General features: G+C 62.8%; 17 protein-coding genes. 13 read left to right on the top strand and 4 right to left on the bottom strand.

Annotated features, from left to right (window positions below):
* Nucleotides 1-4: 4 nt before the first annotated feature.
* A complete protein-coding gene (locus UCMB321_RS25065) occupies nucleotides 5-421 on the top strand; it encodes a DUF3010 family protein (RefSeq protein ID WP_040071359.1) in 417 nt (138 codons plus the stop codon).
* A gap of 5 nt (nucleotides 422-426) precedes the next feature.
* On the opposite strand, the gene UCMB321_RS25070 is transcribed toward UCMB321_RS25065, so the two are convergent.
* On the bottom strand, nucleotides 427-1,371 hold the full coding sequence (locus UCMB321_RS25070; RefSeq protein WP_040071360.1) for a GlxA family transcriptional regulator: 945 nt from the start codon (nucleotides 1,369-1,371) through the stop codon (nucleotides 427-429).
* A gap of 194 nt (nucleotides 1,372-1,565) precedes the next feature.
* On the opposite strand from UCMB321_RS25070, the gene choX reads away from it, so the two are divergent.
* From choX to UCMB321_RS25100, 6 genes are all read left to right on the top strand, one after another.
* The gene (gene choX, locus UCMB321_RS25075; RefSeq protein WP_040071361.1) at nucleotides 1,566-2,510 is read left to right on the top strand and encodes a choline ABC transporter substrate-binding protein; all 945 of its coding nucleotides are present in this window, start codon (nucleotides 1,566-1,568) and stop codon (nucleotides 2,508-2,510) included.
* A 71-nt stretch (nucleotides 2,511-2,581) separates the two neighbouring features.
* On the top strand, nucleotides 2,582-3,469 hold the full coding sequence (cdhC, locus tag UCMB321_RS25080; RefSeq protein WP_040071362.1) for a 3-dehydrocarnitine:acetyl-CoA trimethylamine transferase CdhC: 888 nt from the start codon (nucleotides 2,582-2,584) through the stop codon (nucleotides 3,467-3,469).
* A gap of 255 nt (nucleotides 3,470-3,724) precedes the next feature.
* On the top strand, nucleotides 3,725-4,690 hold the full coding sequence (locus UCMB321_RS25085) for an L-carnitine dehydrogenase (protein ID WP_040071363.1): 966 nt from the start codon (nucleotides 3,725-3,727) through the stop codon (nucleotides 4,688-4,690).
* A 177-nt stretch (nucleotides 4,691-4,867) separates the two neighbouring features.
* On the top strand, nucleotides 4,868-5,344 hold the full coding sequence (locus UCMB321_RS25090; RefSeq protein WP_040071424.1) for a thioesterase family protein: 477 nt from the start codon (nucleotides 4,868-4,870) through the stop codon (nucleotides 5,342-5,344).
* A gap of 24 nt (nucleotides 5,345-5,368) precedes the next feature.
* The gene (locus UCMB321_RS25095) at nucleotides 5,369-6,532 is read left to right on the top strand and encodes a gamma-butyrobetaine dioxygenase (RefSeq protein WP_040071364.1); all 1,164 of its coding nucleotides are present in this window, start codon (nucleotides 5,369-5,371) and stop codon (nucleotides 6,530-6,532) included.
* A gap of 279 nt (nucleotides 6,533-6,811) precedes the next feature.
* Complete coding sequence (locus tag UCMB321_RS25100; protein WP_040071365.1) at nucleotides 6,812-7,075, top strand: hypothetical protein; 264 nt, start codon at nucleotides 6,812-6,814, stop codon at nucleotides 7,073-7,075.
* A 196-nt stretch (nucleotides 7,076-7,271) separates the two neighbouring features.
* Here the strand turns inward: UCMB321_RS25100 and gbdR are convergent, their stop codons facing one another.
* Both gbdR and UCMB321_RS25110 read right to left on the bottom strand, forming a co-directional pair.
* Nucleotides 7,272-8,375 carry a choline metabolism transcriptional regulator GbdR gene (gene gbdR, locus UCMB321_RS25105; protein ID WP_040071366.1) on the bottom strand — a complete coding sequence of 368 codons (1,104 nt, stop codon included), beginning with the start codon at nucleotides 8,373-8,375 and terminating at the stop codon, nucleotides 7,272-7,274.
* A 432-nt stretch (nucleotides 8,376-8,807) separates the two neighbouring features.
* The gene (locus tag UCMB321_RS25110) at nucleotides 8,808-10,184 is read right to left on the bottom strand and encodes an L-serine ammonia-lyase (RefSeq protein WP_040071367.1); all 1,377 of its coding nucleotides are present in this window, start codon (nucleotides 10,182-10,184) and stop codon (nucleotides 8,808-8,810) included.
* 440 nt (nucleotides 10,185-10,624) lie between these two features.
* On the opposite strand from UCMB321_RS25110, the gene UCMB321_RS25115 reads away from it, so the two are divergent.
* The 3 genes from UCMB321_RS25115 (at nucleotide 10,625) to choV (ending at nucleotide 13,662) form a co-directional block, all read left to right on the top strand.
* A complete protein-coding gene (locus UCMB321_RS25115) occupies nucleotides 10,625-11,572 on the top strand; it encodes a choline ABC transporter substrate-binding protein (protein WP_040071368.1) in 948 nt (315 codons plus the stop codon).
* Nucleotides 11,573-11,641: 69 nt separating this feature from the next.
* The gene (gene choW, locus UCMB321_RS25120; protein WP_040071425.1) at nucleotides 11,642-12,487 is read left to right on the top strand and encodes a choline ABC transporter permease subunit; all 846 of its coding nucleotides are present in this window, start codon (nucleotides 11,642-11,644) and stop codon (nucleotides 12,485-12,487) included.
* Complete coding sequence (choV, locus tag UCMB321_RS25125; protein ID WP_040071369.1) at nucleotides 12,484-13,662, top strand: choline ABC transporter ATP-binding protein; 1,179 nt, start codon at nucleotides 12,484-12,486, stop codon at nucleotides 13,660-13,662. Before choW ends, choV begins: the two co-directional genes overlap by 4 nt.
* Nucleotides 13,663-13,916: 254 nt before the next feature.
* Here choV and UCMB321_RS25130 read toward each other — a convergent pair whose 3' ends face one another.
* Entirely contained in the window at nucleotides 13,917-15,506 is a 1,590-nt protein-coding gene (locus UCMB321_RS25130; RefSeq protein WP_245220849.1) for a BCCT family transporter, read from the bottom strand.
* Between the two features lie 423 nt (nucleotides 15,507-15,929).
* Between UCMB321_RS25130 and betI the strand changes: the two genes are divergently transcribed.
* The 3 genes from betI (at nucleotide 15,930) to betA (ending at nucleotide 19,885) form a co-directional block, all read left to right on the top strand.
* Nucleotides 15,930-16,523, top strand: coding sequence for a transcriptional regulator BetI (gene betI, locus UCMB321_RS25135; protein ID WP_040071370.1), 594 nt, complete (start codon nucleotides 15,930-15,932; stop codon nucleotides 16,521-16,523).
* A 107-nt stretch (nucleotides 16,524-16,630) separates the two neighbouring features.
* On the top strand, nucleotides 16,631-18,103 hold the full coding sequence (gene betB, locus UCMB321_RS25140; protein WP_040071371.1) for a betaine-aldehyde dehydrogenase: 1,473 nt from the start codon (nucleotides 16,631-16,633) through the stop codon (nucleotides 18,101-18,103).
* 78 nt (nucleotides 18,104-18,181) lie between these two features.
* Nucleotides 18,182-19,885 carry a choline dehydrogenase gene (betA, locus tag UCMB321_RS25145; protein ID WP_040071372.1) on the top strand — a complete coding sequence of 568 codons (1,704 nt, stop codon included), beginning with the start codon at nucleotides 18,182-18,184 and terminating at the stop codon, nucleotides 19,883-19,885.
* Nucleotides 19,886-19,899: the final 14 nt, after the last annotated feature.

A 19,899-nucleotide genomic window follows, 5' to 3' on the forward strand; every position in this document is an offset into this window, starting at 1 on the left:
TCCAATGACCCTCTGCGGCATCGAAATCAAAGGCAGCGAAGCCATCTTCGCCATCGCCACCTTGCAGGACAGCGCCCTCGCCCACGTGGTCGTCAGCACCAAGAAAATCGCCCTGGACGAGGATGACGAAGCCACCAATGTCAAAACCTTCGCCGCCCAGGTCAAGGCGTTCGTCGAGGACGCCGGCATCGAACGGATTGCCATCAAGAAACGCAGCAAGAAAGGCGAATTCGCCGGTGGGCCGACCACCTTCAAGATCGAAGGGGTTTTCCAGTTGCTGGAGAACTGCGAGGTGACGCTGCTGTCACCCCAGACCATCAACGCGCAGAACAAGAAGTTCGACTTCACCCTGCCGGCCACACTGAACAAGTATCAGCATGAAGCCTACAAGACGGCCTGCGCGGCACTGATGAAAAAATAAGCCGGTTACGCCTTGATCCCGCGTCGATCCTCCCGCGGGCACTGGGCAAACCGCGCCCGGTAGCTGCGGGTGAAATACGACGGCGATTCGAACCCGCTGGCGATGCTCACCTCCAGCACGCTCATGTCCGTCTGGCGCAGCAACTGCCGCGCCTTCTCCAGCCGCAAACCCAGGTAGAAATTGCTCGGTGTGTCCTTCAGGTAAAGACGAAACAGGCGCTCCAGCCGCCGCCGGGTGACCTTGATCGATTCCGCCAGCTCCAGCGTGCTCAACGGCGGCTCCATGTGCTGCTCCATCTCACCGACCACATGCACCAGCTTCTTGTTACTGATGCCATAACGCGTGGCGATCTGCATGCGCTGGTGGTCCTTGCGTGGGCGGATGCGCCCCAGCACGAACTGCTCGGAGACCTGGATCGCCAGTTCCGGGCCGTGGGCCTGGCCGATCAGGTCGAGCATCATGTCGATGGACGCGGTGCCGCCGGCACAGGTGATCCTCCGACGGTCGATCTCGAACAGCTCCTGGGTCACTTCCAGCTGTGGATAAGATTCCTTGAAAGCCTCCAGCGCTTCCCAGTGCAGGGTCACCCGATGCCCTTCCAGCAGACCGGCCTCGGCCAGCACCACGCTGCCGGTGTCGATACCACCGAGGGTCACACCTTCATGATCCAGGCGCCGCAACCAGTGCGCCAACGTCGGGGTGGCAAACTTCAGAGGTTCGAATCCGGCCACCACCAATAGCGTCGCGCCCTTCTTCAACGGCTCCAGCGCCGCATCGGCGTTGACCGACATGCCGTTGCTCGCCAGCACCGCCCCGCCGTCCGCGCTCAATACATGCCAGCGATACAGCTCGCCACGAAAGCGGTTGGCCACCCGCAGCGGCTCGATCGCCGAGATAAAGCCCATCGCCGAAAACCCCGGCATCAACAAGAAATAGAAATCCTGGGACATGGAACGCGCTCGCAAGACGGGTAGCGTTCCCGACGTGATACGCCAGTTGCGAGACGGCCACAAGAGCACAGGTCGCTGCTGTGCAAGAGTCGGTCGCCGCTGTGCGTTTTCAGCAAGGCCAGGCTGCGTAACTTGGCGTCACCGGGGCACAAAGACGCCGGAACCGACAATAACGACCTGCCGAGGAAACCATCATGAAACGACTGATCAGCCGCTGTGCGCTCGCACTCACCGGTACCGCGCTCCTGAGCACCGGGGTCATGGCCGCGGAGCAAGCCTCCTGCCAGAACGTTCGCCTCGGTGTGGTCAACTGGACCGACGTCATCGCCACCAGCGCCATGACCCAGGTGCTGCTCGACGGCCTCGGCTACCAGGTCAAGCAGACCAGCGCGTCCCAGCAGATCATCTTCGCCGGCATCCGTGACCAGCGCCTGGACATGTTCCTCGGCTACTGGAACCCGCTGATGACCCAGACCATCACCCCGTTCGTCGACGCCAAGCAGGTCAAGGTCCTGGCCGAACCGAGCCTCAAGGACGCCCGCGCGACCCTGGCCGTGCCCACCTACCTGGCCGACAAGGGCCTGAAGACCTTCGCCGACATCGCCAAGTTCGAGAAAGAGCTGGGCGGCAAAATCTACGGTATCGAACCCGGTTCGGGCGCCAATACCCAGATCAAGGAAATGATCGCCAAGAACCAGTTCGGCCTGGGCAAGTTCCAGCTGGTGGAATCCAGCGAGGCCGGCATGCTCTCGGCGGTGGATCGTGCCGTGCGCCGTAAGGAAGCCGTGGTGTTCTTCGGCTGGGCGCCGCACCCGATGAACGTCAACGTGCAGATGACCTATCTCACCGGTAGCGAAAACGCGTTGGGGCCGAACGAAGGCATGGCCACCGTCTGGACCGTCACCGCGCCGACCTACGCCGAACAATGCCCGAACGTGAACAAGCTACTGAGCAACCTGACCTTCAGCGCCGCCGACGAGAGCCGCATGATGCAACCGCTGCTCGACCACAAGGACGCCCTCGAGTCGGCCAAGCAGTGGCTCAAGGATCACCCGCAAGACAAGGCCCGCTGGCTGGAAGGCGTCACCACCTTCGATGGCAAGCCAGCCGCTGAAAACCTGCAATTGACCAGCAAATAACCACCGAAAATCGCACCCGCAGCCCCCGACGGCTGCGGTGTGAACCACCACGCCTGCAAGGAAACCGCACCATGAACCACGACGTCATCATCACCTGCGCACTCACCGGTGCTGGCGACACGACCGGCAAAAGCCCTCACGTTCCGGTCACGCCCAAACAGATCGCGGCGGCTGCCGTGGAAGCGGCCAAGGCCGGCGCCACCGTGGTGCATTGCCACGTACGCAACCCCGAGACCGGCAAATTCAGCCGCGACGTGGCGCTCTATCGCGAAGTGATGGAGCGTATCCGCGAAGCGGACGTGGACATCATCGTCAACCTCACCGCCGGCATGGGCGGCGACCTGGAAATCGGCGCCGGCGAGAACCCGATGGAGTTCGGCCCGAACACCGACCTGGTGGGCCCATTGACCCGCTTGGCCCATGTCGAGGCGCTGCTGCCGGAAATCTGCACCCTGGACTGCGGCACCCTGAATTTCGGCGACGGCGACACCATCTACGTTTCCACTCCGGCGCAACTGCGGGCCGGTGCCAAGCGCATTCAAGAGCTGGGCGTGAAGGCCGAGCTGGAAATCTTCGACACCGGCCACCTGTGGTTCGCCAAGCAGATGATGAAGGAAGGCCTGCTGGACGATCCGTTGTTCCAGCTGTGCCTGGGCATCCCATGGGGCGCGCCGGCGGACACCACCACCATGAAGGCCATGGTTGACAACCTGCCGGCGGGCGCAGTGTGGGCCGGTTTCGGTATCGGTCGCATGCAGATGCCGATGGCGGCGCAAGCGGTGCTGCTGGGCGGCAACGTGCGGGTCGGCCTGGAAGACAACCTGTGGCTGGACAAGGGCGTGCTGGCGACCAACGGCCAGTTGGTCGAACGCGCCACGGAAATCCTCAGTCGCCTGGGCGCCCGCGTCCTGACCCCGGCCGAAGGGCGGGTGAAGATGGGCCTGACCAAGCGCGGCTGACCCCGCGCGTTGTAGGAGCCGGCTTGCTGGCGATGAGGCCGGTACATCCACCACCTTGTCTGCGCGGCAAACATCGCCATCGCCAGCAAGCCGGCTCCCACAGTTTTGCGTCATGACACACGAATTTTTCAGCACCTGTAGGAGCAAGCTTGCTCGCGATTGGCCGGCCCGGACAGCTCATATGCGTCGGATGTGCCCTCTTTTGCGAACACGCCCGCTCCTGCAGGAACACACCAGAACCTGTAGGAATCCGCCATGAGTTTTATCACCGAAATCAAAACCTTCGCCGCCCTGGGCAGCGGTGTCATCGGCAGCGGCTGGGTCTCCCGCGCTCTTGCCCATGGCCTCGACGTCATCGCCTGGGACCCGGCGCCCGGCGCCGAAGCGGCCCTGCGCAAGCGCGTCGCCAATGCCTGGGGTGCCCTGGAGAAACAGGGCCTGGCCCCCGGCGCCTCGCAGGACCGCCTGCGCTTTGTCGCCACCATCGAAGAATGCGTGAAAGACGCTGACTTCATCCAGGAAAGCGCTCCGGAACGCCTGGAGCTGAAACTCGAACTGCACGGCAAGATCAGCGCCGCGGCCAAGCCCAATGCCCTGATCGGCTCCAGCACCTCGGGCCTGTTGCCCAGTGAGTTCTACGAAAGCGCCACCCACCCGGAGCGCTGCGTGGTCGGTCACCCGTTCAACCCGGTATACCTGCTGCCGCTGGTGGAAGTGGTCGGCGGCAAGAAAACCGCGCCGGAGGCCGTGCAGGCGGCGATGAAGGTTTATGAATCCCTTGGCATGCGCCCGCTGCACGTACGCAAGGAAGTCCCGGGCTTTAACGCCGACCGTCTGCTCGAAGCGCTGTGGCGCGAGGCCCTGCACCTGGTCAACGACGGCGTCGCCACCACTGGCGAAATCGACGATGCGATCCGCTTTGGCGCTGGCCTGCGCTGGTCGTTCATGGGCACCTTCCTGACCTACACCCTGGCCGGTGGCGATGCCGGTATGCGCCACTTCATGGCCCAGTTCGGCCCGGCGTTGCAGTTGCCGTGGACCTACCTGCCGGCCCCGGAGCTGACCGACAAGCTGATCGACGATGTGGTGGACGGCACCAGCGACCAGTTGGGCAAACACAGCATCTCGGCCCTGGAACGCTATCGCGACGACTGCCTGCTGGCGGTGCTGGAGGCGGTGAAAACCACCAAGGCCAAGCATGGCATGAGCTTCAGCGAGTAAATGGGCGGCCCTTCCGAGGGCAGGCCTTGATGCCGATCAATCAGACCTGAAATACGAACCTTGTAGGAGCCGGCTTGCCGGCGATGAGGCCCGTGAGCCTTGCATCGCTTGATCGGCCGCTATCGCCAGCAAGCCGGCTCCTACACAGGTAAGCCCCATTTCCAGTGGACCGCCGACATGCCCACCCTCACCACCTACACCACCGAAGTCATCCCTGACTGGGTCGACTACAACGGCCATCTGCGCGATGCCTTCTACCTGCTGATCTTCAGCTACGCCACCGACGCACTGATGCAGCGCCTGGGCATGGACAGCGACAACCGCGAAGCCACCGGCAGCTCCCTGTTCACCCTCGAACTGCACCTCAACTACCTGCACGAGGTGAAGCTCGGCGCCCAGGTCGAAGTGCGCACCCAGATCATCGGCCACGACGCCAAGCGCCTGCACCTCTATCACAGCCTGCACCTGGTGGGCGGCGACAAGGAGCTGTCCGGCAACGAACAGATGCTGCTCCACGTCGACCTCGCCGGCCCGCGTTCGGCGCCCTTCACCGACGCCGTGCTGGAAAAGCTGCACGCTATCATCGAAGACCAGCGCGACCTGCCGCCCCCGGAATACATCGGTCGTGTGATTGGATTGCCCGCGAAAAAATAAGAATCCACCGAAAAGGAGCTCACCGTGAACACCGCCGCCGCTTTTGCCGATTTCCGCAGTTACCCGCTGATCAGCGCCCTGACCGCTGCGCATCCATTGGCGGATCGCATCGTGGTGTATTGGGCGGACGGGCGCATCAGCCCGTACCATCACGTGTGGCTACGGGACAACTGCCCGTGCCCGCAGTGCGTGTACACGGTGACCCGGGAACAGGTGCTGGAAATCGTCGACGTGCCCGAGGACCTGGCCCCGGCCACCCTCCGCATCGACGACGGTGGCTGCCTGTGCATCGACTGGCAGGACGGCCACGCCAGCCGCTTCGACCCGGGCTGGTTGCGGGCCCATGCCTATGACGACGAGACCCGCGCCGAGCGCCAGGCCGGCAAGCCGAAAAGCCGGCTGTGGGACAGTAGCCTGAGCTTGCCGGTGTTCGAGTTCGCCGCCCTCAAGGAAGACCCGAAAGCCTTGCTGCAATGGTTAGTGGCGCTGCGCGATACCGGTCTGACCCAGGTGCGCGGCGTACCCACCGAGCCCGGTTCGCTGGCCGAGGTGGCTCGGCTGATCTCGTTTATCCGCCCGACCAACTTCGGCGTGCTGTTCAACGTGCAATCCAAGGCCGATGCCGACAGCAACGCCTACACCGCCTTCAACCTGCCATTGCACAGCGACCTGCCGACCCGCGAGCTGCAACCGGGCCTGCAATTCCTGCATTGCCTGGTGAATGACGCCGAGGGCGGCGAGAGCATTTTCGTCGATGGCTTTGCCATTGCCGACGCGCTGCGCCGGGAAGATCCGGCGGCGTTTCGCGCCCTGAGCGAGATCCCCGTGGAGTTTCGCAACAAGGACCGGAACAGCGACTACCGCTGCCTGGCGCCGGTCATTGCGCTGGACAGCAGCGGGCAGGTCAGCGAGATCCGCATGGCCAACTTCCTGCGCGGCCCGTTCGAAGCGTCGGTGGAGCAGATGCCGGTGCTGTACGGCGCCTATCGGCGCTTTATCGCCATGACCCGCGAAGCGCGCTTCCGCGTGATGCAGCGGCTCAACCCGGGCGAACTGTGGTGCTTCGACAACCGCCGCACCCTGCACGCGCGCAATGCCTTCGACCCGGCTACCGGGACCCGGCATTTCCAGGGCTGCTATATCGACCGGGATGAATTGTTGTCGCGGATATTGGTCTTGCAGCGCTGAAATTGACGCTGCCTGATCCGGCCTCTTCGGGGCAAAAAAAACCCCGATCAAGCCGTGACAGGATCGGGGTGAGAGAGTGTCCGCAGAAGACCCGAACCGAGGGTGACCAAACCGTCGATAAGTCTGCTGGTACCCAGTGTGCCCGCTTGCCCTACCCGCGAGTTAGCCGAAAACGACCTGTTCATAGGTATCAGAGCCACTCGGCCAATCGGCTCTTGCCGACGCCACACAGGGCTACCAGAATCGAAACACGATCATATCGGAACAAGGACCAGCGCCATGATGTACGCGGATTTGATTGACCAGGAAGACCTGTTGGGCCAGCTCAAATCCCTCGGCCTGCAAGTGCCGAGCGGTGCCACCGCCGAGCAGGCCTGCGAGTGTGCGGTACGCGGCCTCGACGACGCCCGGGCCTATGAACTGCGCAAGATGGTCAAGGAGATGTACACCAGCAGCGCGACGATTCTGCCAGCGGTGCGCCAGGCCATCGACAAGCAGTTGTTGCCGGCGTTGGCGCTGTATCAGCAGAGCCGCCCGGCCTGATTCAGGAACCGCTGGCAGGAGATTGAAAACGCCGGATAACCCCTGTAGGAGCCGGCTTGCCGGCGATGGCGGCCGGTCAGTCGATGCAAGACTCACTGGCCTCATCGCCAGCAAGCCGGCTCCTACAAGTACGGTGTTTCACCGCAGAATACCGTCAAGCCCAGCCTCTGTAGGGCCGGGCTGCAAGACGACTCGGTCAGAGCCTCACACTGGCAAACGTCGACTCATTGCGCGCCTGGCTCAACGCCGACATCGGCCCGGACAACGGCGCCAATACCAGCGCCTGCGGAATCGGCATCATCGCCACCTGCTGGGTGGTGTTGGAGCCGACGCGCTCGTCACGTGGCGGAATACCGAAGTACTCGCGGTAGCACTTGGAGAAGTGCGGCGTGGAGACAAAACCACACACCGACGCCACCTCGATGATCGACATCGGCGTCTGCTTGAGCAACTGCCGCGCCCGAATCAGCCGCAGCTTCAGGTAATAACGCGACGGCGAGCAGTGCAGGTACTTCTGGAACAACCGCTCCAGCTGCCGACGGGACACGGAAACATACACCGCCAGTTCGTCCAGATCGATCGGCTCTTCCAGGTTGGCTTCCATCAGCGCAACGATTTCCTGCAGCTTCGGCTGGTTGGTACCCAGCATGTGCTTGAGCGGCACGCGCTGGTGATCCTGTTCGTTGCGGATACGCTCGTAGACGAACATCTCCGAGATCGCCGCCGACAACTCACGCCCATGATCACGGCTGATCAGGTGCAGCATCATGTCCAGCGGCGCGGTGCCGCCGGAGCTGGTGAAACGGTTACGGTCGAGGGTGAACAGGCGGGTGCTCATGGCCACTCGCGGGAAAGCTTCCTGCATCGCGGCCAGACACTCCCAGTGCACGCTGCAGTCGAAGCCGTCGAGCAAGCCGGCGCAGGCCAGGGCCCAGCTGCCGGTGCACACGGCGCCGAGGCGACGGGACTGACGGGCCTGGCTCTGCAACCAGGACACGTGCTCACGGGTCACGGTGCGTTGAATACCGATGCCGCCGCAGACAATCACAGTGTCCATGGCCGGGGCTTTGTGCATGGAGGCGTCGGGGGTGATCTGCAGGCCGTCGCTGGCCCAGACCTGTCCACCATCAACGCTCAGGGTCGTCCAGCGATACAGCTCGCGGCCGGACAATTGGTTGGCCATCCGTAGCGGTTCTACAGCGGAAGCCAGAGAAATGAGCGTGAAATTATCCAGCAGCAGGAAGCCGATGGATTGAGGCGCACGGTTCTGGGGTTGAGCACCGGACTGGAACGACGTCATCGCGATATCTCCTCACACAAAGCAGGTGATGGCCTCAGGCGGAGGCTCTTGTTATGGCCCTCATTCTCTTGCGGAGAGGGGCTTTGTAATGACAGAGCAATTGCCATGCCGAAAATTGAATGGGTATTCAATAACTCCTGAAAACGACGTCGCGATGCGTCTATATAGCCCTTGCCAGGAGTGCGGGTTATAAGCCCGGGAAATGTCTGTAAGCGACATGCCCAGGCGGCGTGGGCACTTCGGTAGCACTTGTGTGCCCGGCGCCGGGAAGCGCCGGAATAGAGTGTCACCGCAAGCACGGGTGACCGGCGGTCACAGGCTCAAAGAGGAGTGTTGCGAAGGGCTATCAGTTACCTGTTTGCGACGCGCCAAAAGGTGGCGCATCCCAGGGTGAATGTTCGATTTGTGCACAGCCTTGGCGTGGGCCCGGCCTCAGCACTCCACCGCACTGACCGCCAACCCACCGCGCGATGTCTCTTTATATTTGTCATGCATGTCGGCCCCGGTATCGCGCATGGTGCGGATCACCCGGTCCAGCGAAATGAAATGCTGGCCGTCGCCGCGCAAGGCCATCTGCGCCGCGTTGATCGCCTTGACCGCGGCAATCGCGTTGCGCTCGATACACGGCACCTGCACCAGCCCGCCCACGGGATCGCAGGTCAGCCCCAGGTTGTGTTCCAAGCCGATTTCCGCCGCGTTGCACAACTGCTCCGGCGTCGCCCCGAGCACCTGCGCCAAGCCCGCCGCCGCCATGGCGCAGGCCGAGCCCACTTCACCCTGGCAACCGACCTCGGCCCCCGAGATCGATGCGTTCTTCTTGCACAGAATCCCCACCGCCGCCGCCGCGAGGAAATAGTCGACGACATTGGCGTCGGTGACCGCCTCGCTGAACTTCATGAAGTAGTGCAGCACCGCCGGGATAATGCCCGCCGCGCCGTTGGTCGGTGCCGTGACCATGCGCCCGCCCGCCGCGTTCTCTTCGTTGACCGCCAGGGCGAACAGGTTCACCCACTCCATGGCGCTCAGGGTCGAACCGATGACGTTGGGCTTGTTCAGTTCCTGCAGGCTGCGGTGCAGCTTGGCCGCGCGCCGGCGCACATTCAGGCCACCGGGCAGGATGCCTTCGTGCTTGAGGCCATGCTCGACGCAATCCTGCATGGCCCGCCAGAGCTTCATCAGGCCGCTGCGGATCTCGTCCTCGGAACGCCAGACCTTTTCATTGGCCAGCATCAGCTCGGCCACGCTCAGGCCGTGTTGCCGACACAGCTCGAGCAACTCCACGGCACTGGAGAAATCATAGGGCAACACCGTGCTGTCCAGGTCCGCCACGCCGCTGTCGGCCTGGGCCTGGTCGACGACAAAACCGCCGCCCACGGAATAGTAGGTATCGCGATACAGCTCGCCGCCCTCGCCTTCGGCCACCAGGGTCATGGCATTGGGGTGGAACGCCAGGTTCTCGTCGATCAGGCGCATGTCCCGCGCCCAGACAAAAGGAATCGGCAGGCGGTTGTCCAGCAACAGCGTGTCGGTTTCACGCAGGGTGGCGATGCGCAGGCCGATTTGCGACGGATCGATCGCGTCCGGCCATTCGCCCATCAGCCCCATGATCACCGCGTTGTCGCTGCCGTGACCGATGCCGGTGGCCGACAGCGAACCATAGAGTTGCACTTCGACCCGCGTCACCCGCGCAAGCTCGCCACGCTCACGCAGCCCCTGGACGAACAGCGCCGCGGCGCGCATGGGCCCCACGGTGTGGGAACTGGAGGGGCCGATACCGATCTTGAACAGGTCAAACACGCTGATTGCCATTGTTGCGAAGTCCTCCGAGTGCCTGTTCCAGACGCCTGAGCGTCCGGTGGCGGAGCTGCTACGCTCAAGGTCGCAATCCGCCGGGATAAAGCATCATCAGCCTTTTGAAAGCCCACACGACGTCTCACACCGACGCACTCATGCCCAGCAACGCCAGCGTCCGCGCACAGGCAAATTTCGGCATTTTTTTGCGTCGCAGAAGGGAAAAAAGCCCGGAAAAAAGCTGTAAACGACCTCACCGACACTGGATGCGACCCTCCCTGTACTGGATACGACGCACCCTGTAGGCGACAGATTTAGGCTGGTACATGATCAGTCTCGACTCGATTGCAAGGCACCGGGGTAGAGCCGTCCTCAGCGCCTACAACCGCAACACACAATAACTAAGTGCGATCGTCCAGTCGGACCACTGCCAAAAATAAACATCCAGGAGTCCACCCATGAAAGGTTCCCCGTCGTTGTTGTTGGCCGCAATGCTCAGTCTGCCCATGCTGGCCCAGGCCGCAGAGCCGGCGCAGTGCAGTACCGTTAACTTCTCGGATGTCGGTTGGACTGACATCACCGCCACCACGGCGACCACCAGCGTGGTGCTCGATGCCCTGGGCTACAAGACCAAGACCACGATGATTTCCGTGCCGGTGACCTACAAGTCCCTGGCCGACGGCAAGAACATGGACGTGTTCCTCGGCAACTGGATGCCGACCATGGAAAACGACATCAAGGCCTACCGCGATGCCGGCACCGTGGAAACCGTGCGCACCAACCTCAAGGGTGCCAAATACACCCTCGCCGTACCCAAGGCGCTGTACGACAAGGGCCTGCATGACTTCGCCGATATCGCCAAGTTCAAGAAGGAACTGGACGGCAAGATCTACGGTATCGAGCCGGGTAACGACGGCAACCGCCTGATTCAGAGTATGATCGACAAGAACGCCTTCGGCCTGAAGGACGCTGGTTTCAAAGTCGTCGAATCCAGCGAAGCCGGCATGCTCTCGCAGGTCGAGCGCGCGCAGAAACGCGACACCGCCGTGGTCTTCCTCGGCTGGGCGCCGCACCCGATGAACAAGCGCTTCAAGATCGAATACCTGACCGGCGGCGACGAATACTTCGGCCCGGACTTCGGTGCAGCCACCGTCCTGACCAACACCCGCAAGGGCTACAGCCAGGAATGCAGCAACGTTGGCCAACTGCTGAAGAACCTCGAGTTCACCGTCGACATGGAAAGCTCGCTGATGGGCAACATCCTCGACGACAAGATGAAGCCTGAAGCCGCCGCCAAGGCCTGGCTGAAGAAAAACCCACAGGTGCTGACCACCTGGCTGGCGGGCGTGACCACCATTGACGGAAAACCTGGCCTGGAAGCCGTGAAGGCCAAGCTCGCGCAATAACCGCCGTGTCCGGGCGGGTCCGCCCGCCCGGACAGGCATTTATTTCCTCGCATGTGGACGTTCGATACCATGCTGACTGAACATAAAATTCCCCTGGGCCAGTACATCGCGGCGTTCGTCGAATGGTTGACCAAGCACGGCGCCAGTTACTTCGACCTCATCGCCTCGACGCTGGAAGCGATGATCCACGGCGTGACCTTCGCGCTGGCCTGGTTCAATCCGCTGGCATTGATCGCGCTGATCGCGGTGATCGCCCACCTGATCCAGCGCAAGTGGGGCCTGACCGCCTTCGTGATCGCCTCCTTCCTGCTGATCCTCAACCTGGGGTACTGGCAGGAAACCATGGAAACCCTGGCCCAGGTGATGTTCGCTACCTTCGTCTGTGTGGTCATCGGCGTGCCGCTGGGCATCGTCGCCGCGCACAAGCCAGTGTTCTATACCATCATGCGTCCGGTCCTCGACCTGATGCAGACCGTACCGACCTTCGTGTACCTCATTCCAACCCTGACCCTGTTCGGTCTGGGTGTTGTCCCGGGTCTGATCTCCACGGTGGTGTTCGCGATTGCCGCACCCATCCGCCTGACCTATCTGGGCATCTGTGATGTTCCGCAAGAACTGATGGACGCCGGCAAGGCCTTCGGCTGCTCGCGCCGTCAACTGCTCACCCGCATCGAACTGCCCCACGCCATGCAAAGCATCGCCGCCGGTGTCACCCAGTGCATCATGCTGTCGTTGTCGATGGTGGTGATCGCCGCACTGGTGGGTGCCGATGGCTTGGGCAAACCCGTGGTCAACGCACTGAACACCGCTGATATCGCCTTGGGCTTCGAAGCCGGCCTGGCGATCGTATTGCTGGCAATCATGCTCGACCGTATCTGCAAACAACCCGACGCACAGGTAGGGGGTGACGCATGAGCATCATTCGCTTCGACAAGGTAGATGTCATCTTCTCCAAGAACCCGCGAGAGGCCCTCGCGCTGCTGGACAAAGGCCTCAAGCGTGAAGAGATCCTGAAAAAGACCGGCCAGATCGTCGGTGTGGAAAACGCCAGCCTGGAAATCGAGAAAGGCGAGATCTGCGTACTCATGGGCCTGTCCGGTTCCGGCAAGTCCAGCCTGCTGCGCTGCATCAACGGTTTGAACACGGTCAGCCGCGGTCATTTGTACGTCGAGCATGAAGGTCGGCAGGTCGACATCGCCAACTGCACCGACGCGGAACTCAAGATGATGCGCACCAAGCGTATCGCCATGGTGTTCCAGAAGTTCGCCCTGATGCCCTGGCTGACGGTGCGCGAGAACATCAGCTTCGGTCTGGAAATGCAAGGCCGTCCGGAGAAGGAACGCCGCAAACTGGTGGACGAGAAGCTGCAACTGGTGGGCCTTGAGCAATGGCGCAACAAGAAGCCCGACGAACTGTCCGGCGGTATGCAGCAACGCGTTGGCCTGGCCCGCGCCCTGGCGATGGACGCCGACATTCTGTTGATGGACGAACCCTTTTCGGCCCTCGACCCCCTGATCCGCCAAGGCTTGCAGGATGAACTGCTCGACCTGCAGCGCAAGCTGCACAAGACCATCGTGTTCGTCAGCCATGACCTGGATGAAGCCCTGAAGCTGGGCAGCCGCATCGCCATCATGAAGGACGGCCGGATCATCCAGTACAGCAAGCCGGAAGACATCGTGCTCAACCCGGCGGACGAATACGTACGGACCTTCGTCGCCCATACCAATCCGCTCAACGTGCTCTGCGGGCGCAGCCTGATGCGCACCCTGGACAACTGCAAGCGGATCAACGGTTCGGTGTGCATCGACCCGGGCGGCGACTCCTGGATCGACCTGGCCGAAGGCAACACCATCAAGGGTGCCCGCCAGAACGGTTCCAGCCTGAACCTGCAAAGCTGGGTGCAGGGCCAGTCGGTGGAGGGCCTGGGGCGTACGCCAACGCTGGTGGACTCGAACATCGGCATGCGCGACGCGCTGCAGATCCGCTACCAGACCGGCAACAAGCTGGTGCTGCACGACAACAACAAGGTGGTGGGGATCCTTGGCGACAGCGAGCTGTACCACGCGCTGCTGGGCAAGAACCTGGGTTGAGACACAGACAAGAACGCCGCGAGAGTATCGCGGCGTTTTTGTTTTCGGGGTAGTGCAGGCGTCACATTCCGCGAGCGAACACCGAACCTGTAGGAGCTGGCTTGCCGGCGATAGCTGCCTTAAGGGCGATGCAAGACCCAAGGGCCCCATCGCCAGCAAGCCGGCTCCCACAAAGTTCCGCGCCAATCCTCTCAGCTATAGAGTCGGCCCAGGAGTTGTCGATGTCTTTCGAACGGGTAGTCACGTGCCTGTACTCAGTGCTCAACCACCGCCCGGGTCCGTTGCCGATCCACCGTGCCCAGGCGCTCGCCGGTACCGCGACGACCAAGGGCCGCCAGCTCCGCCTGTTCCTCTTCGGCCCGCACGTCCTGGCCCATGGCCTTGTACAAACCGAACATGAAGAACACCAGCACCACCGAGAACGGCAGGCCCGCCAGCACCACCATGGTCTGCATGGCTTCGAAGTTGCCGGCGAACAACAAGCCGATGGTCACCAGGGTGATCACCGCCGACCAGAAGATCCGCAACCAGTGCGGCGCGTCCTCGTCCACCTCGCCGCCCTTGCACGACAGGTTGGCCATCATCACCGCGCCGGAGTCGGCCGGGGTCAGGAACAGCACGAAGCCGACAAAGATCGACACGCCGATAACGACTTTCGACGCCGGGTAATGCTCCAGCAGTTGATAGATCGACATGGACGGCTGTTCCAGCGCCGTCTTGCCCAGCGCCACCGCCTCATGGTTCATCACCAGGTCCAGGGCCGAGTTGCCGAAGATCGACAGCCACGCCAGGGTGAAGCCCAACGGGATCAGCAATACGCCGGCCACCAGCTCGCGCACGGTACGCCCACGGGAAATACGCGCGATGAACATGCCCACGAATGGCGCCCAGGAAATCCACCAGGCCCAGTAGAACAGGGTCCACAGGCCCAGCCAGCGGTCGGACTTCTCGGCGTCGTTCTCGTAGACGTAGAGGTCGAAGGTCTTGAGCACCACGCCGTTGAGGTAGTCGCCGATGTTCTGCACGAAGCCGTTGAGCAGGTGCAGGGTCGGGCCGAACAGCAGCACGAAGATCAGCAGGCCGCTGAACAGCAGGATGTTCAGGTTGGACAGGCGGCGAATGCCGTTCTCCACGCCCGACACGGCGGCGATGGTCGCCACGGTGCTCATCACGATGATCACGATCAGCAGGTTGGTGTTGCTGTGGGCCATGCCGAACAGGCTTTCCAGGCCCGAGGACACCTGCATCGAACCGATGCCCAGGTTCGTCACCAGCCCCAGCAGGGTCACGAACATGCCGAAGCCGTCCACCGCGTGACCGGCCGCGCCCTTGACCCAGCGCTCGCCCACCAGCGGGTACAGCGCCGAGCGCAACGCCAGCGGCTGGTTGTGCCGATAGGCGAAGTAGGCCACGGCCAGGCCGACCAGCGCATAAATCGCCCAGCCATGCAGACCCCAGTGCAGGAAGGTCAGCTGCAACGCCTGGCGCGCGGCCGCATGGCTGCCGGCCACGCCTTCAGGCGGGTTGAAATAGTGGTCCAGCGGCTCGGAAGCGCCGAAGTACAGCAGCGAAATGCCGATCCCCGAGGAAAACAGCATCCCGGCCCAGGCGCCGTAGCTGAAGTCCGGGGTGTCCTGCCTGGAGCCCAGCTTCAACTTGCCGTAGGAGGAGAACGCCAGCCCGATGACAAACACCAGGTAGGCGGCGATCACCAGCATGTAGTACCAGCCAAAGCTGCGCGACAGCCAGGCCTGGGCCACGCCGAGCAGTTTGCCGGCCTCTTGCGGGGCGATGATCAGGATGGCGGTGAGCAACAGAATCAACGCGGTCGAGGTGTAGAACACCCAACCGTTGACCCGCACCTTTTCGGCGGGGGTCTTTATAAGCGAGGCAGAACTCATTGCACGGAGGCTCCAGGCAGTGCGGGAGAAAGACACAAGGCAACACGGCACCCGGCCGATCGGTTAGTGGGCAGTCGACCGCCGGGTGATATAAAGACACCCGAAAAAACCCCGGCCCTGCGGGGGATTGCGCCAAAACCGGCGCGCAAGGACCGTCTTCGCCTGCGCGGCGTGTCTGCCCCGCAGGTTCGGTGTTTTTTCGGAGGTCGTTTTTCCGCCAACTGCATGTAGGAAAAACCCTAGGCAGCGACGATTTGTCGCGGATCTTATTCTTTGTTGATTGAACGTTCAATCAAAACAAAATAGACTGGCCCACATGCCGGTAGTCGTTCCACGTCTGCCGGCGGGCCTGAGGAGAGATGCACGATGCCCAAGGTCGGTATGCAACCCATACGCCGCCAGCAATTGATCGAAGCCACCTTGACGGCGGTCGATCAGGTCGGAATGGGGGACGCCAGCATTGCGCTGATCGCCCGTTTGGCCGGTGTCTCGAATGGCATCATCAGTCACTACTTTCAGGACAAGAACGGCCTGATCGCCGCCACGATGCGGTACCTGATGAATGTCCTCACCGAGAACGTCGCCGCGCGCCGCCTGGCGCTGACAGATGCAAGCCCCAGGGCCCATCTGCAGGTGATCATCGAAGGCAACTTCGACGCCAGCCAGGTCAATGGCCCGGCAATGAAAACCTGGTTGGCCTTCTGGGCCACCAGCATGCACCACCCGTCTTTGCACAGGTTGCAGCGGATCAACGATCACCGTCTGTATTCCAACCTGTGCTGCCAGTTCCGCCGTGTCCTGCCGCTGCCTGCGGCGCGCAGCGCGGCACGGGGGCTGGCAGCGTTGATCGACGGTTTGTGGTTGCGCGGTGCGTTGTCGGGAGACGCGTTCGACACCGTACAGGCGCAACGGATCGCTTACGAATACATGGATTTCCAACTGGCTAAGCAGGAGTGCTAGAGCACCGAGAAACGCTCGGCCCCTGAACGACTGCCGATCGGTATCGCCAGCACCTGATGGCGCGGCCGGCGGTTAACGCCAACCACTGATGCACTTGCGAGGACACTATGGCCCGTTTCGAACTGCAAAAACTCTACATCGACGGCGGCTACACCGACGCCGGCGGCGATGCGACTTTCGATACCATCAACCCGGCTAATGGTGAAGTGCTCGCCAAAGTGCAACGTGCAACCAAGGACGACGTCGAGCGTGCCGTGGTCAGTGCCGAGAAAGGCCAGAAAATCTGGGCCGCGATGACCGCCATGGAGCGTTCGCGGATCCTGCGTCGCGCCGTGGAGATCCTCCGTGAGCGCAACGACGAACTGGCGGTCCTGGAAACCCTGGACACCGGCAAGGCCTACTCCGAAACCCGTTACGTCGACATCGTCACCGGCGCCGACGTGCTGGAATACTACGCCGGCCTGGTGCCCGCCATCGAAGGCGAGCAGATCCCGCTGCGCACCACTTCGTTCGTCTACACCCGTCGCGAGCCGCTGGGCGTGGTGGCCGGTATCGGCGCCTGGAACTACCCGATCCAGATCGCCCTGTGGAAATCCGCACCGGCCCTGGCCGCCGGCAACGCGATGATCTTCAAGCCAAGCGAAGTCACCTCGCTGACCACCCTGAAGCTGGCCGAGATCTACACCGAAGCCGGTGTGCCGGACGGCGTGTTCAACGTCCTGACCGGCAGCGGCCGTGAAGTCGGCACCTGGCTGACCGAACACCCGCGCATCGAGAAAGTCTCCTTCACTGGCGGTACCGACACTGGCAAGAAGGTCATGGCCAGCGCTTCCAGCTCGTCGCTCAAGGACGTGACCATGGAACTGGGCGGCAAGTCGCCGCTGATCATTTGCGACGACGCCGACCTCGATCGCGCCGCCGACACCGCGATGATGGCCAACTTCTACAGCTCCGGCCAGGTCTGCACCAACGGCACCCGCGTGTTCGTGCCGAGCCACCTGAAAGCCGCCTTCGAAGCCAAGATCGTCGAGCGCGTGGCGCGTATCCGCGTCGGTAACCCGGAAGACGAGAACACCAACTTCGGCCCGCTGGTCAGCTTCGCCCATATGGAAAGCGTGCTCGGCTACATCGCCAAGGGCAAGGAAGAAGGCGCACGCCTGCTGTGCGGCGGTGAACGCCTGACCAGCGGCGAATTCGCCAAGGGCGCCTTTGTGGCCCCGACCGTGTTCACCGACTGCAGCGACGACATGACCATCGTCCGTGAAGAGATCTTCGGCCCGGTGATGAGCATCCTCAGCTACGAAACCGAAGAAGAAGTGATCCGCCGCGCCAACGACACCGACTTCGGCCTGGCCGCCGGTGTGGTGACCCGCGACCTGAACCGCGCCCACCGCGTGATTCATCAGCTCGAAGCCGGTATCTGCTGGATCAATGCCTGGGGCGAATCCGACGCCAAGATGCCGGTCGGCGGCTACAAGCAGTCGGGTGTCGGTCGTGAGAACGGCATCAGCTCGTTGAACAACTTCACGCGGATCAAATCGGTGCAAGTGGAACTGGGTGAATACAACTCGGTGTTCTAAGACCCGAGCCCTGGATTGCCCGTGAGGTCATCTTCACGGGCGCCCACCCCCGACCCACTTCCACGAGGGCTGCATTTCATGTCCCAAGAATACGACTACATCATCATCGGTGCCGGCTCCGCCGGTAACACCCTGGCCACCCGCCTGACCGAAGACGCCGGTGTCACCGTCCTGCTGCTCGAAGCCGGCGGCCCCGACTACCGCCTCGACTTCCGCACCCAGATGCCCGCCGCCCTGGCCTTCCCGCTGCAAGGCCGACGCTACAACTGGGCCTACGAAACCGACCCGGAACCGCATATGGACGGACGGCGCATGGAGTGTGGTCGCGGCAAGGGCCTGGGCGGCTCCTCGCTGATCAACGGCATGTGCTACATCCGCGGCAATGCCATGGACTACGACGGCTGGGCCAAGCTGCCGGGCCTGGAAGACTGGACCTACCTCGACTGCCTGCCGTATTTCCGCAAGGCGGAAACCCGTGACATCGGCCCCAACGACTACCACGGCGGCGAAGGCCCGGTCAGCGTGACCACGCCCAAGGCCGGCAACAACCCGCTGTTCCACGCCATGGTCGAAGCCGGCGTGCAAGCCGGTTACCCGCGGACCGTGGACCTCAACGGCTACCAGCAGGAAGGCTTCGGTCCGATGGACCGCACCGTGACGCCCAAGGGCCGTCGCTCCAGCACCGCGCGCGGTTACCTGGACACCGCCAAGCAGCGCTCGACCCTGACCATCGTCACCCACGCCCTGACCGACAGGATTCTCTTCGAGGGCAAGCGTGCGGTCGGCGTGCGTTACCTGCTGGGCTCGGCCGAAGAACCGGTCGAAGTCCGTGCGCGCAAGGAAGTCATCGTCAGCAGCGGCGCGATTGCCTCGCCACAGCTGCTGCAACGCTCCGGCGTCGGTCCGGCCAAGCTCCTGCAAAGCCTGGACATCCCGGTGGTCCACGATCTGCCGGGCGTCGGCGAGAACCTGCAGGACCACCTGGAACTGTACCTGCAATACGCCTGCACCCAGCCGGTCTCGCTGTATCCGTCGCTGCTGTGGTGGAACCAGCCGGCCATCGGTGCCGAATGGCTGTTCAACGGCACCGGCATCGGCGCCAGCAACCAGTTCGAAGCCGGCGGTTTCATTCGTACCCGTCCGGAATTCGAATGGCCGAATATCCAGTACCACTTCCTGCCGGTGGCGATTAACTACAACGGCAGCAACGGCGTGAAAGAACATGGCTTCCAGGCGCACATGGGCTCCATGCGTTCGCCAAGTCGTGGTCGCATCCAGCTCAAGTCCAAGGACCCGCGCCAGCACCCGAGCATCCTGTTCAACTACATGGCCACCGAGCAGGACTGGCAGGAATTCCGCGACGGCATCCGCCTGACCCGGGAAATCATGCAGCAGCCGGCCCTGGATGCTTACCGTGGGCGTGAGATCAGCCCGGGTATCGAGGTGCAGACCGACGAGCAACTGGACCAGTTTGTCCGCGAGCACGCCGAGACCGCGTTCCACCCGTCCTGCTCTTGCAAGATGGGCACCGACGAGATGGCGGTGGTCGACGGCCAGGGTCGCGTGCATGGCATGCAAGGCCTGCGGGTAGTCGATGCCTCGATCATGCCGATCATCACCACCGGCAACCTGAACGCGCCGACGATCATGATGGCCGAGAAAATCGCCGACAAGATCCGTGGCCGCCAGCCGCTGCCGCGCAGCAAGGCCGACTACTACGTGGCGGGCGAAGCCCCGGTGCGTGGCACGCCGTTGCGTCAGGTGAGCCGTACCGCGCAGTAACACCTCTCGGGAGA

Source organism: Pseudomonas batumici (assembly GCF_000820515.1).
In the GTDB taxonomy this organism is placed as follows: domain Bacteria; phylum Pseudomonadota; class Gammaproteobacteria; order Pseudomonadales; family Pseudomonadaceae; genus Aquipseudomonas; species Aquipseudomonas batumici.